Genomic DNA, 14,024 nt, shown 5'->3' with positions numbered 1-14,024 from the left:
ATAGTTAATGTCTACTATTATTTTTGGTGTAGTGATGTTTACCCTGATTATACTGGCGCTGGTTTTGGTGATTTTGTTTGCCAAATCTAAGCTAGTACCAACAGGTGACATTACAATTTCGATCAATGGCGATCCTGAAAAAGCGATCGTAACCCAACCGGGTGGCAAGTTACTGACAGCACTAGCTGGTGCAGGGGTGTTTGTTTCTTCGGCTTGTGGTGGTGGTGGTTCATGTGGCCAATGCCGCGTAAAAATCAAATCGGGTGGCGGTGATATTCTGCCAACTGAGCTGGATCACATCAGCAAAGGTGAAGCCCGTGAAGGTGAGCGTCTAGCCTGTCAGGTGGCGATGAAAACCGATATGGAACTGGAATTGCCAGAAGAGATCTTTGGCGTTAAGAAGTGGGAATGTACAGTTATCTCTAACGATAACAAAGCCACTTTCATCAAAGAGCTTAAACTGCAAATTCCAGATGGCGAATCGGTACCTTTCCGTGCCGGTGGCTACATCCAAATTGAAGCTCCTGCGCACCATGTTAAGTATGCGGATTTTGATGTACCAGAGATGTATCGTGATGATTGGGACAAGTATGATCTGTTCCGCTACGAATCGATCGTCAAAGAAGACATCATTCGTGCCTACTCAATGGCGAACTACCCAGAAGAGTTTGGCATCATTCTGCTTAACGTGCGTATTGCTACACCGCCGCCAAATAATCCAGATGCACCTCCTGGTCAAATGTCCTCTTACATTTGGTCACTAAAAGAAGGTGATAAGTGTACGATTTCTGGCCCATTCGGTGAGTTTTTCGCAAAAGATACCGATGCAGAAATGGTCTTTATCGGTGGTGGTGCTGGTATGGCACCCATGCGTTCGCATATCTTTGATCAACTTAAGCGTTTGAAATCTAAGCGTAAAATGTCTTATTGGTACGGTGCGCGTTCTAAACGTGAAATGTTCTATGCAGAGGATTTTGATAGCCTAGCGGCTGAGAATGACAACTTTGTATGGCATTGTGCCCTGTCTGATCCTCTCCCTGAAGATAACTGGACAGGTTACACCGGCTTTATCCATAACGTGTTGTACGAAAACTATCTACGCGATCATGATGCGCCAGAAGATTGTGAATACTACATGTGCGGACCACCAATGATGAATGCAGCGGTAATCAACATGCTGAAAAATCTAGGTGTAGAAGAAGAAAACATCCTGTTGGATGACTTCGGCGGTTAACCAATAACTCGCGCTATACTGATGGCTGGCTCATGAGAGTCAGCCATTGTTTTTTGCAAAGTGGATATTGAAAGTGTCGATTGCGAGCCACTTAGCGATTCGAATGGCATTTCCCATATCAATCTTTAATTATCAAAGGAGTAAGCAAGTGAAAAATTGGCTTGTTGCATTCGCTGCTCTACTGTTGCTCGCGGGCTGTGAAAAGCCGATCGAGCAGGTGCATCTTAACGGTCCGACCATGGGCACTAGTTACAACATTAAATATATTGTGCAGCCGAATATCGCTGACTCCACTACTTTACAGGGTGAGATTGCCCGCTTGCTGGAACAAGTTAATCAGCAGATGTCGACTTATCGTAACGACTCTGAACTGAGCCGCTTCAATCAACATACCAGCGCTGAGCCATTTAATGTGTCGCTTGAAACTGCGACTGTGGTTAAAGAAGCGATCCGTCTTAATCGATTAACGCAAGGCGCGCTCGATGTCACGGTCGGTCCTTTGGTGAATCTTTGGGGTTTTGGTCCTGAAGCGCGGCCGGATATTGTGCCTTCTGATGAAGAGTTAAATGCACGTCGTGCCATGACAGGAATTGAGCATTTACGTGTTGAAGGTCAGACGCTGACTAAAGCTATCCCACAACTGTATGTTGATCTGTCCACCATTGCGAAAGGTTGGGGAGTGGATGTAGTGGCTGATTATATGCAAGCACAAGGCATCAACAATTATATGGTCGAAATTGGTGGTGAAATTCGTCTCAAAGGGGTCAACCGCGAGGGAAAAGCTTGGCGAATTGCGATTGAAAAACCTACGGTAGAGCAGCGCAGTGTGCAAGAGATCATCGAACCTGGTGAGTATGCGATTGCCACTTCGGGTGATTATCGTAATTATTTTGAGCAAGATGGCATTCGCTACTCGCACATTATTGATCCAATTACCGGGCGGCCGATCAACCATCGGGTGGTTTCGGTGACCGTGTTGGATAAATCCTGCATGACGGCCGATGGCTTAGCCACCGGACTGATGGTGATGGGAGAAGAGCGCGCTATGGCGCTCGCGGAAGCACAACAAATACCGACGCTGATCATTGTCAAGACCGATGATGGCTTTAAAGAGTATGTATCAACGGCGTTTAAGCCATTTTTAAATCAATAGCCTAGAGTGAGCATAAAATAATGAATACCTTTCTGATTACTTTTGGTTTTTTCCTCGCCGTGATAGCGGCGATGGCGGTCGGCTACATTTTCCAACGTAAAGTGGTGAAAGGCAGCTGTGGGGGATTAGGCGCGGTTGGGATTGAAAAAGTATGTAACTGCCCTGAGCCTTGTGACGCCCGTAAAAAACGTGAAGCGAAAGCGGCTGCTCGAGCAGAGCGTCTTGCGGCTTGGGAAAAAGATCGCATCGCATAAAGCGTATATTCCGTGCTACCCAAAGCTCGCTACGGCGAGCTTTTTTATGATTCGACTTTCCTTACTGCAGACTTGCTTTTATACTGTGTAAATATACAGCTTGGTGAGTTATGCAACCTACAATTCGCAAGATTATTCATGTCGATATGGACTGCTTTTTTGCGGCAGTTGAAATGCGCGATAACCCGGCATATCGTGATATTCCGCTTGCCGTCGGCGGGCATGAGAAGCAACGCGGTGTGATCAGCACCTGTAACTATCAAGCGCGGCAGTTTGGAGTGCGCTCTGCAATGCCCACCGCTCAGGCGCTAAAACTGTGTCCACAATTACATGTCGTGCCGGGGCGGATGTCGGTTTATAAACAGGTTTCACAACAAATTCGCACCATTTTCCAGCGTTACACGACAGTGATTGAACCGCTTTCGTTGGATGAGGCTTATCTTGATGTCAGTCATGCTACTGCCTATCAGGGTAGTGCGACCTTGATCGCAGAGGCGATCCGGCGTGATATTTGGCAAGAGCTAAATCTTACCGCTTCAGCTGGGGTTGCGCCGATCAAATTTCTGGCCAAAGTGGCCTCTGACATCAATAAGCCCAATGGATTGTATGTGGTGACGCCGGATCAGGTGCAAGGCATGGTTGATCGGCTACCGTTAGAGAAAATCCCCGGTGTGGGTAAGGTCGCGTTAGCAAAGCTCCATCAAGCCCAGCTTTATGTTGGTGCCGATGTCAGAAACGCAGATTATCGGCAGTTGCTGCATCAATTTGGCCGTTTGGGTGCATCATTATGGAAAAAGAGCCACGGGATTGATGAGCGAGAAGTGATCACTGAGCGTGAGCGAAAATCGGTTGGAGTCGAATATACCTTTAGTCACAATATCACCACCTTGGCGGAATGTTGGCAGGTGATACAACAAAAGTTATATCCGGAACTCTGTGCTCGTCTTGAACGAGCTCATCCACAGCGAGCGATTATTAAACAAGGTATTAAAGTTAAGTTTGCGGATTTTAAGCTCACGACTATCGAACATGTGCATCCGACGTTAGATTTGGACTATTTTCATTCACTGCTTGAACAAGTGTTGCAGCGTCAACACGGGCGTAGCATTCGTTTGCTGGGGGTCAGTGTGATGCTAAAGTCGGAACTGCAGATGAAGCAGCTATTGATGTTTCCCAATCCATAACAAAGTTATCATCCATCACTGATTTATTCTGACATTGGCTTGGCGTAGGATTCATCGCCATTAATTATTATCGGCCACACATCAGCCACAGAGAACACTATGAAAAAAATCATGTTATTTTTAGCGCTATTGATCAGTCCGGCGACTTGGGCTGCACAGTGCCGAGTCGATATTCAACATGAAGTGCACGTTAATTCGCAGCGTATTGCCATTTTACGTAGCAGTCATGATCAAGCGGTGCTAGATCAGCAAAACCATCTTGCGATTCAAGGTAAGAAAATAAATCTCACTGCTGAGCAGCAAGCTGCGCTGGCAGATTACCGTGTGCAGCTAACTAGTCTGCAACCTAAAGCACAGCACTGGGCTGATCAAGCACTGGTGCAGGCTAATCAATGGGTAGATGAAATCGCGAATTCTTTAGACGCACCACAAGCATTCGACAACGTCAAACAAGCGATGGCGAGCTTGTGGGCGGAGATGCAAGCTGAGTATTTAAAAGACGGTGAGTTGGTGGTACCTGCTGCCACATTTGATGTAATGCAGCAGCGTTGGCAGCAACAGTTTGCTCAGGCTCAAGTGGCGCTTAGCCAGCAGTTGTTTGCCAGTGCGTTTACCGTGATGGCGAGCCATATGCAACAAGAGAGCGGTTTAGATCTCAATCAACTGAGCAAAAAGATGGCGGATTTAAAGGGCAAATTAGATACCGAGTTAAAGGCGAGTCACTCAAGTTTTGCCCGGAAAGCAGGTGAGTGGTGTGAAACGCTCAATCAGTTAACGTTGCAAGAGCAGCAATTGCATCAAAAGATCCCCCAATTAAAGAATTATCAAATCTTCAGTCTCTAAGCTAGCCACCCCAATCACATAGTTTTCCCATGTGATTGGGACTCACTGACTTGCCGCCTACCTGCAACTCCAAGTTGTTTGGCTATAGTTGTTTGGCTATAGTTGTTTGGCTATAAATGCGCACTGAGTGGTGGTTTTTTAAGCGAATGATACTATTAATGATTGAGTCGATGGTCACTTTGTATTAATGTACTAGTTAACTAGTGTGTTGTTATAGTGAAGCGTCGATATGACACAAACAAATTCTCGTGAGACATTCAGCTCTCGTCTTGGTTTTATTCTTGCGGCTGCAGGAGCCGCAGTGGGTTTAGGCAATATTTGGGGCTTTCCAACCCAAGCTGCCAGCAATGGTGGTGGTGCGTTCTTGTTGGTCTATTTGATTATGATCTTCGTGGTCGCCTTTCCAATGCTGGTGGTGGAAATGGCGATTGGTCGTTACGGCCAAGCCAATCCGGTTGATAGTATGCGCTCGTTAACCAGCAATCCAATCACTAAAAAAATGGGTGGCTTAGTTGGCTGGTTAGGGTTAAGTGTGCCGAGCGCGGTGCTAGCGTTTTACAGCATTGTTGGCGGCTGGATCATCTGTTTCTTGTTTGGAGCGATGGCCGATTTGCTTGGCTTGACAAGTGCGAGTGCATGGTTAAAAGGTTTTAGTGTCGAGCGTAACCTGTTTGGCACTATCCTGTTCTATATGCTGACGATTTTGATTGTACAAGGTGGCGTAAAACAGGGTATTGAACGTTGGTCAACCCGCTTGATGCCGGCTCTATTTGTACTGTTTGCTGTGCTGTTTGTGTACATCATGACTCAGCAAGGTGCGATGGAAGGTTTGCAGCACTATTTGATCCCTGATTTTGACAAAGTGTGGGATCGCAAACTGATCTTAGCCGCGATGGGACAAGGCTTCTTCTCGTTAACCATTGGTGGCTGCTCGATGTTGATCTATGGCTCTTATTTGAGTAAGCAGGAAAACCTGCCCAAAATGGCCATGAGTGTGACTCTGGTGGATACTGCGATCGCTTTTATTGCTGGTCTTGTGGTGTTACCTGCAATGTTTGTGGCGATGAATAAAGGGGTTGAAATTTACGCTGCTGACGGCTCATTACTGAGCTCTGACACCTTAGTATTTACCGTATTACCTTTGATGTTTGATAGCTTAGGTACCCTAGGTCAGATTTTTGCTATGGTGTTTTTCTTGCTGTTGACCATTGCCGCACTGACCTCTTCCATCTCAATGTTGGAGTGTCCAGTGGCTCTAGTCGGGGAGCGTTTTAATACGCACCGTACACCGACCAGTTGGGCCTTGGGTGGTTTGATTGCGCTGGTCAGTGTGGTGATCGTGTATAACTTTGGCGCACTGTTTGGATTAGTCGCGATGTTTGCCACGCAATATCTGCAACCGACTGCGGCTTTGATGTTCTGTCTATTTGGTGGCTGGGTATGGCATCGTGATAGCAAAATGCAAGAGTTACAAGCCGGCTTTCCTGAGCTGAAACAGAGCCTGTTTGGTAAGATTTGGCCTTGGTATGTGAAATTTGTCTGCCCAATTCTAGTCGCCACAGTGATTTGGGCTTCTTTTGGCTAAAGATATTGAGTGGATAAGCGTGCGGTTGGCTGGTTTGACAGGTGAGCCACTCACCGATCAAGATTGGAGTGCAGAGTGGGGAAACGTGCTTTCCCCACCATCAATTGGCGTGCTATCGGTAATTGTCGTTAGCCTCGGCCACGAGTTTTAGTACTTTTGCTGGCGGCATTTTTTTCAATGAATTCGACGATCATTCCTGCAATATCTTTGCCGGTTGCCGCTTCAATCCCTTCTAAGCCCGGTGAGGAGTTCACTTCCATCACCAGTGGTCCACGAGCTGAACGTAGTAAATCGACCCCCGCGACATTCAGCCCCATAATTTTGGCGGCATCAATCGCGGTTTTACGCTCTTGAGGGGTAATTTTGACCAATGACGCGGTGCCTCCACGATGTAGATTGGAGCGAAACTCGCCGTCAGCGCCTTGGCGTTTCATCGCGGCAATCACCTTTCCACCGATCACAAAGCAGCGAATATCGGCACCACCGGCTTCTTTGATGTACTCTTGCACCATAATATTGGCCTTGAGTCCCATAAACGCTTCAATCACGCTTTCGGCTGCAGTACGAGTTTCGGCTAACACCACACCAATGCCTTGTGTGCCTTCCAATAGTTTGATCACCACCGGTGCGCCGCCCACCATATCCAGTAAGTCTTTTACATCGTCAGGTTTGCTAGCAAAACCGGTGATCGGCATGCCAATGCCTCGGCGAGATAATAACTGCATGGAGCGTAATTTGTCGCGCGAGCGGGTGATGGCCACGGACTCATTGGCCGGATAGACCCCCATCATTTCAAATTGGCGCAGTACCGCTGTACCGTAGAAGGTGACCGAGGCACCAATGCGCGGAATAATGGCATCAAAGCCGGCTAATTCTTCGCCTCGGTAATGAATTTCCGGTTTATCCGAATTGATATTCATATAACAGCGTAAAGCGTCAATCACGCGAACTTCATGGCCCCGCTGTTGGCACGCTTCAATCAAACGCTTGGTGGAATACAGTGCAGCGTTACGTGACAGAATACCAATTTTCATTTATTCGGTTCCTCGAAAGGGATTAAAAACGATTGTGTCGGATCAACGATGATTCGATGATGCATAGCGGTGCGGCCTAACAACATCCGAAATGCCATATTTTCCCGGTTGGTTAAGGTGATCTCAATTGGCCATGTTTGGCCTCCAAAACTTACCTCGGTACGGATCACATAGCGTTGTTCTTGGTGACCGCCAGAATCGCGCACACTGCGTTGATCAATCACCTCGGCTTCACATACATTGACCAGTTCAACATTATTCTGCATTGGGTGGATCCAAAAACGCACCCATAGCATCGATCCTTTGTTGAAGCGCTCGATTTTGAACGCATGCAAGCAAGACGTTCGGGCTCCGGTATCAATTTTGGCTTTAATCCGTGCAATACCTAACCCCGGAAGGCTGAGTTCTTCACGCCATCCGACCAGCATTTTTTGTTTCATTGCAATGTCATTCGTTGGAGAAATGCAGATACTGCCAAGGACCAGCAGTAACCTCTAAACAACCTGCATTTGGCAAGTTATCGCCTTGAAGAGAGTCTGGTGAATAACTCTGGGAAATTCAAGGGGGCGAACTCTAGCAGCTAACCTTAAATTCAAGCTAATGAATTTAATTTTCCTTCTCGATAAAAAACTTTGATACAAACTCGCCGAGCGGTGGGGCTCGGCGAGTTTAGGATTAAGCTTTAAGTGGAATTTTGCTCAATAAGGCAACCATTTGTTGCCAGAAGAGATCAACGCTCGCGATATTCACTTTCTCATCCGGTGAATGTGGGAATTTGATGGTTGGACCGAACGACAGCATATCCATATCCGGATACGGTTTTTTGAATAGTCCGCATTCAAGGCCGGCGTGGATCACCATGATATTTGGCTTATGACCGTAAATGTCGTCATACATATCACGGAAAATACCCATGATTTCTGAATCTGCATCCGGTTTCCAACCTGGGTAAGCCCCAGAAAATTCCAGCTCAGCCTCGGCCAGTTGAGCAATAGAACGCAACATACTTTCCACTTGCTGGCGGCCTGAGTCGATTAACGAGCGGATCAAACAGAGCACTTTAACCGATGAGGCTTCAGTGGTGATCACTCCCAAGTTGAGAGAGGTTTCTACTACGCCGATAATCTCATCACTCATGCGGATCACCCCATTAGGGCAGGCATTGAGTGCGGCAATCAAGCGTTGCTGGGTGTGAGTGGTCAGCGCTGGCTCATGAAGTGGTTTACTTTCAAGCAAAGTGACGAGGCTGGTTTCAACCTTGCCTAATTCCGCGTTGAGTTGTTCAGTGTAGGCGCGGAACAAGGTTTCTAATTCGCTGACCCGATTTTCTGGCAGTGCAACAGTGACAAAAGCTTCACGCGGGATTGCGTTACGCAGACTACCACCACGCAATTCGACCAGACGCAGCTCTAACTGTTGCGCATATCCAGCTAAAAATCGCGCCATCAGTTTATTGGCATTACCACGCCCAGTGTGAATATCACAACCGGAATGACCGCCTTTTAACCCTTTTACGATCAGTTGGCGGCCTACATAGCCGGCAGGAATCGCTTCACGTTCAATTGAGAAAGAAAATTCGGCGTTCACACCGCCCGCACAACCCATATAGACTTCGCCCTCTTGCTCAGAATCCGTGTTGAGCAAAATATCGCCTTCTAACCAGTCGGCTTGCAAGCCAAATGCGCCGGTCATTCCCGCTTCTTCATCAATCGTTAGTAGTACTTCAATCGGGCCGTGCGCAATATCCTTTGCTGCCAATACCGCAAGGCAAGAGGCCATCCCGATACCATTATCTGCACCTAAAGTGGTGCCTTTAGCCGTGACCCATTCGCCATCAATATAAGGCTGGATCGGATCTTGGTTGAAGTCATGCTCAGTATCTTCATTTTTCTGCGGCACCATATCAATATGCGCTTGCAGCACCACGCCTTTACGATTTTCCATACCGGCGGTGGCTGGTTTTTTAATTAATACGTTACCGGTTTGATCACGCTGTACCGTTAAACCTTGCTGGGTGGCCCACTTGATAATGTATTGAGCTAACGCTTCTTCGTGTTTTGAGGGGTGGGCAATCGCACAAATAGACGCGAAAAAAGGCCAAATAGGATTGGATGATAGTTGGTCTATCTCGGTTTGAAACTCAGACATGCATGACTCCTTTATAGTAATTTCCCGAATGTTTTCTGACCCGTGTTGAGCGATGGTCGAAAATGGGCTTGCAGGTTAGAACTTTTGTGCCGCAGCATAGCACTGCACTGAACCTCGGTGTAGGTGCAAGCGGTGATAAACCCCGTGTTTACCTGTTTATGATTCATTTTTTGCAATTAACAGCAGGTTGTTTGATGGGTAACTAGTGCATCTTTATGCATTAAAATAGAGTGTTAATTTCACGAAGCTGTAATTTAATTACCTTAATGGCTTGATGGAGATCAATAATCATAGCTTTTGTGATTTTAATCCCCATTTTTATTGTAATTAAATTTCTTGGTGCTATATTTATGTACAACTTCGCTAGCGAAGAGCAAATGCTCAAAGGATGAGTCCGAGTTATCGCCTCCATGGAACCGAGAAATCAACGAGACAATTTTTGATTTTAATGGTGATAGTTATGAATAAAGGTTTATCGTCAGTAATGTTCTGGAATCAACACTCTGTATATACCAGTGACTTTGCATACCCTTGTAGTTTTGGCTATTGAGTCGTTTCGGCGACGGAGATGTGATGCTCGCATCTCGAACAGGTTTTGTTCACCCCTAAATTAGAATTTATTGGCAACCACGTTTGGTTGATATGATTCACCGCCACCTCCTCTGAGGTGGCGTTTTTTTATTCGAAAATCCCCGCTTGATGTTGATCGCACTCTTTTGTGCAGTGCTGTGATTGGCTTTATCTTTGACTTGAACTTTACCTATTTCGCTTAGAAAACCCGCGTATCATCAGAATTGTGTGTGGAATTTGTGAGTTGATAACTCTATAATCGCCGCCAATCGTTTACGCAACCGTTTACTTTTTCACCTTTTACCTTTAAAGGATTCGAACATGCTGGAGAAGCTTTTTAAACTCAGTGAATATCGCACCAACGTGCGTACTGAAGTCCTAGCTGGGGTCACCACTTTCCTGACCATGGCCTACATTATTTTTGTTAACCCAGCAATTTTGTCGGATGCCGGCATGGATCGCGGTGCGGTATTTGTCGCGACCTGTCTTGCGGCGGCAATTGGCTGTTTTATCATGGGCTTTGTGGCCAATTACCCGATCGCACAAGCCCCGGGTATGGGGCTGAATGCTTTCTTTACTTACGGTGTTGTGTTGGGTATGGGTTACACTTGGCAGGTGGCTTTGGCTGCGGTGTTCTGCTCTGGTGTGCTGTTCATCCTACTGAGCTTATTCAAAATTCGTGAGTGGATTATCAACTCGATTCCTCATTCATTGCGAACTGGTATTTCGGCCGGTATTGGTCTGTTCTTAGCATTCATTGCGTTAAAAAATGCTGGGATTGTGGTGGATAACCCAGCCACACTCGTTTCTCTAGGTGACATCACCTCATTAAATGCCGTGTTGGCTTCGATTGGCTTCTTTTTGACCATTGGACTGGTCTATCGCGGTGTAAAAGGGGCGGTCATGATCGCTATTTTAGCGATTACTGGACTTGGTTTAGTGCTCGGTGATGTGCAATGGGGTGGAGTCATGTCCACGCCACCAAGTCTTGCACCGACTTTTATGGAACTGGATTTCTCTTCTGTTTTTGAATTAGGCATGATTTCTGTTGTTTTTGCCTTCTTGTTTGTGGATCTGTTTGATACTGCAGGCACCTTGGTGGGAGTGGCAACCAAAGCCGATCTGCTTGACAAAGATGGCAAAATTCCACGTTTGAACCGTGCGCTGTTAGCGGATTCCACCGCGACATCGGTTGGGGCATTGCTTGGCACTTCGAACACCACCTCTTATGTGGAAAGTGTTTCAGGGGTTGCGGTTGGCGGTCGTACGGGGTTAACCGCCGTGGTGGTTGGTATTTTATTCTTGCTTGCATTATTCTTCTCGCCACTTGCGGGTATGATCCCTGCGTATGCCACTGCCGGGGCGCTGTTCTATGTTGCTATTCTGATGATGTCAGGCTTAGTGAGCATTGATTGGCGCGATCTGACCGAAGCGGCGCCGACCGTAGTCACCTGTTTGGTTATGCCGTTGACTTTCTCGATTGCGGAAGGTATTTCACTGGGCTTTATTGCCTATGCGGCGATCAAACTCTTCAGTGGTCAAGGGCGCAGCGTATCTCTCAGCGTATGGGTAATGGCCGCTATTTTTGTCATTAAATACATACTGGCTGTATAACAAAACGTTATAAAAATTCAATTTAGGTTTATCACATGAGCAAAAAATTCGTTATCACTTGGGATAATATGCAGCATTACTGCCGTGAACTTGCACAGCGTCAAATGCCAGCAGAACAATGGAAAGGGATCTTGGGCGTTAGCCGTGGTGGTTTGGTTCCTGCCGCTATTCTGGCTCGTGAATTGGGGATCCGCTATGTCGATACCGTGTGTATCTCTAGCTATGATCACGATCACCAGCGGGATATGACTATCCTTAAAGCTCCAGAGCATGATGGCGAAGGATTCCTCATCGTGGATGACTTGGTGGATAGCGGTGATACTGCACGTAAAATTCGTGAAATGTACCCTAAAGCCAAATTTGTCACTGTGTGTGCCAAGCCTGCCGGTAAAGATCTGGTGGATGAATACGTAGTGGATATTCCGCAAGATACTTGGATTGAGCAGCCTTGGGACATGGTGTTGTCCTATGTTGAACCAGTGAATCGTAAGCAAAAATAGTCTTTTTGTGTAGAATGCTAAAATGACCCTTTCAAGGGTCATTTTTTTTGACTAATGTTAGCCAACTTTAGCCCAACTTAGCGCAACGTCAGTATCGAGGCTTATCATGTCACCAGCGATCAGTAAAAATCTGTCAGAGACTCTGTTTCAAAACCACAAACAAGCCAAAGAGACCTCAGCTCTTACCCAGTATATGCCGAGCAGTTTAGAGCTGTTGCAGGCGCAGCGTGAGCAATCTGCTCATGCTTGGTATCGTAATTTGCGTCGCTTACAGTGGGCTTGGCAAGGGGTTGATCCGGTTGAGCAAGAACAAATTTTGGCGCGAATTGCGTCATCTCAGCATTCACGGACTCATGATGAATGGCTAGACACTGTGATGGGCTATTGCAGTGGAAACTGGACTTATGAGTGGACGCGAGTTGGCATGCAGTATCAGAAACAAGCCGCTGAGTGCCAAGGTGATGATGCAGCGGAGCGGATGTTTGCTGCTGCGCTGCATTACAGCATTGCAGGCTACCCTTATCTGCGTAATGACAATCTTGCTTTGCAAGCACAGGTGTTGGCAAACAACGCCTATCAAGCCGCGGCTGAGTTAACCAGTCATGTGGTCAAGCGTTTAGAGTTTACTTACCAAAATAAAAAAATCGCGGGCTATTTACATCTGCGCAATACTGACTCACCGAAGCCAGTTGTCTTAGTCAGTGCCGGTTTAGACAGTTTGCAAACCGATATGTGGCGTCTATTTCGAGACTATTTAGTCAAGCGCGATATGGCCATGCTAACTATTGATATGCCTTCGCTGGGCAGCAGTTCACATTGGGCGTTGACCGAAGATTCTTGCTGTTTGCACCAAGCGGTATTGAATCAATTAGCAGAATTACCTTGGATTGACCATTTCCGCGTTGGGCTGATTGGCTTTCGGTTTGGTGGTAATGCCATGGCACGTCTGGCTTTTCTAGAAGCGGAGAAGGTAAAAGCGTGTGTCACGTTTGGCGCACCAATCCACGATATCTTCACCTCGCCGAATAAATTGGCAAGCATGCCAAAAATGTATTTGGATGTCTTAGCATCGCGCTTAGGTAAAAATGTGGTTGATATACCAAGTTTGGCAGGGCAATTGATGGCGTGGTCCCTTAAAGTTCAAGGGTTTATGTCTGGACGCAGAACCAAAACGCCGATATTGGCCCTTAGTTTAGAAGGCGACCCGATATCACCTTATTCCGACAATCAATTGTTGGCACTGTTTAGCCAAGGTGGGCAAGCTAAGAAAGTAAAAACTAAAACCATTTCACAGGGATATGAGCAATCCCTCGATTTAGCAATAAACTGGCTAGAAGATCAACTTTGCCAGTGACATTTGCCGAAAATTCATCAAGAGTAAGCTTTCAATCGCGAAGATTTGTTCGTCTAATCAATCAATAAACTGGATTTTGATTGTTGCTTATGGATATCAACTATGTCTGAGATGACCCCGAAAATAACCCACTATCGCCTACGTACCGCTTTAAAGGCGATAGGTCCCTATTTGCGTGAAGGCGAGTGTAGCGAGCAGCGCTACTTATTTGATTGCTTAGCGGTCTGTGTCAATGACAAGCGGCCACCCGAAAAACGAGAGTTTTGGGGCTGGTGGATGGAGTTAACCCCTCATCAGCAGGAGATGATGGCTTGCTATCACATCGGTCGTTATACCCAAGCTGGAGAGTGGGTCGCGGAGACGCTTCCTGAAGCGGCTTGTCAGCAAGTCAATTACACTCAGGTTGAGTTCCATAAAAAGCTAGTCAAAACGTTGCACGAACGTTTTGAGCTCAGTGTCACTCTTGCGAGTGCATCAGCACAGTTCGCTTAATCTCTATGCTCGGATAGCTAATTGTTAGAAAATGCTAATCAGTAGGACAGGCGAATACA

13 protein-coding genes are annotated in these 14,024 nt (G+C 46.6%); 10 read left to right on the top strand and 3 right to left on the bottom strand.

The annotated features are described in order from the left end of the window. The first annotated feature begins 7 nt into the window (after nt 1-7). From nqrF to G7083_RS02910, 6 genes are all read left to right on the top strand, one after another. A complete protein-coding gene (gene nqrF / locus G7083_RS02935; RefSeq protein WP_166013507.1) occupies nt 8-1,234 on the top strand; it encodes an NADH:ubiquinone reductase (Na(+)-transporting) subunit F in 1,227 nt (408 codons plus the stop codon). 148 nt (nt 1,235-1,382) lie between these two features. Next, entirely contained in the window at nt 1,383-2,387 is a 1,005-nt protein-coding gene (locus G7083_RS02930; protein ID WP_166013506.1) for an FAD:protein FMN transferase, read from the top strand. A gap of 20 nt (nt 2,388-2,407) precedes the next feature. Further along, complete coding sequence (gene nqrM, locus G7083_RS02925) at nt 2,408-2,641, top strand: (Na+)-NQR maturation NqrM (protein ID WP_001091359.1); 234 nt, start codon at nt 2,408-2,410, stop codon at nt 2,639-2,641. A 110-nt stretch (nt 2,642-2,751) separates the two neighbouring features. After that, a complete protein-coding gene (gene dinB / locus G7083_RS02920) occupies nt 2,752-3,825 on the top strand; it encodes a DNA polymerase IV (protein ID WP_166013505.1) in 1,074 nt (357 codons plus the stop codon). A 99-nt stretch (nt 3,826-3,924) separates the two neighbouring features. After that, nucleotides 3,925-4,668 (top strand): DUF2884 family protein, encoded by a 744-nt coding sequence (locus tag G7083_RS02915; protein ID WP_166013504.1) that lies wholly within the window; start codon nt 3,925-3,927, stop codon nt 4,666-4,668. A gap of 229 nt (nt 4,669-4,897) precedes the next feature. Beyond that, nucleotides 4,898-6,253, top strand: a complete 1,356-nt coding sequence (locus G7083_RS02910; RefSeq protein WP_166013503.1) for a sodium-dependent transporter — start codon at nt 4,898-4,900, stop codon at nt 6,251-6,253. 128 nt (nt 6,254-6,381) lie between these two features. On the opposite strand, the gene rimK is transcribed toward G7083_RS02910, so the two are convergent. From rimK to G7083_RS02895, 3 genes are all read right to left on the bottom strand, one after another. Continuing rightward, entirely contained in the window at nt 6,382-7,287 is a 906-nt protein-coding gene (gene rimK / locus G7083_RS02905) for a 30S ribosomal protein S6--L-glutamate ligase (RefSeq protein WP_166013502.1), read from the bottom strand. Continuing rightward, complete coding sequence (locus tag G7083_RS02900; RefSeq protein WP_166013501.1) at nt 7,284-7,727, bottom strand: ATP-dependent zinc protease; 444 nt, start codon at nt 7,725-7,727, stop codon at nt 7,284-7,286. Before G7083_RS02900 ends, rimK begins: the two co-directional genes overlap by 4 nt. A 235-nt stretch (nt 7,728-7,962) precedes the next feature. Then, nucleotides 7,963-9,435, bottom strand: a complete 1,473-nt coding sequence (locus G7083_RS02895; RefSeq protein ID WP_166013500.1) for an aminoacyl-histidine dipeptidase — start codon at nt 9,433-9,435, stop codon at nt 7,963-7,965. Nucleotides 9,436-10,326: 891 nt separating this feature from the next. On the opposite strand from G7083_RS02895, the gene G7083_RS02890 reads away from it, so the two are divergent. The 4 genes from G7083_RS02890 (at nt 10,327) to crl (ending at nt 13,965) form a co-directional block, all read left to right on the top strand. Further along, nucleotides 10,327-11,619, top strand: coding sequence for an NCS2 family permease (locus G7083_RS02890; RefSeq protein ID WP_166013499.1), 1,293 nt, complete (start codon nt 10,327-10,329; stop codon nt 11,617-11,619). Nucleotides 11,620-11,654: 35 nt separating this feature from the next. After that, the gene (gene gpt, locus G7083_RS02885; protein WP_166013498.1) at nt 11,655-12,119 is read left to right on the top strand and encodes a xanthine phosphoribosyltransferase; all 465 of its coding nucleotides are present in this window, start codon (nt 11,655-11,657) and stop codon (nt 12,117-12,119) included. A gap of 106 nt (nt 12,120-12,225) precedes the next feature. Then, nucleotides 12,226-13,473: an esterase FrsA gene (frsA, locus tag G7083_RS02880; RefSeq protein WP_166013497.1), complete on the top strand. Its 1,248-nt coding sequence runs from the start codon at nt 12,226-12,228 to the stop codon at nt 13,471-13,473. Nucleotides 13,474-13,575: 102 nt separating this feature from the next. Then, the gene (crl, locus tag G7083_RS02875; RefSeq protein WP_166013496.1) at nt 13,576-13,965 is read left to right on the top strand and encodes a sigma factor-binding protein Crl; all 390 of its coding nucleotides are present in this window, start codon (nt 13,576-13,578) and stop codon (nt 13,963-13,965) included. The last annotated feature ends 59 nt before the right edge of the window (nt 13,966-14,024 follow it).

This window comes from Vibrio sp. HDW18 (genome assembly GCF_011306175.1).
In the GTDB taxonomy this organism is placed as follows: domain Bacteria; phylum Pseudomonadota; class Gammaproteobacteria; order Enterobacterales; family Vibrionaceae; genus Vibrio; species Vibrio chanodichtyis.
The sequence above is the reverse complement of the archived record's forward strand: the minus strand, read 5'-3'. Positions and strand labels throughout refer to the sequence as shown.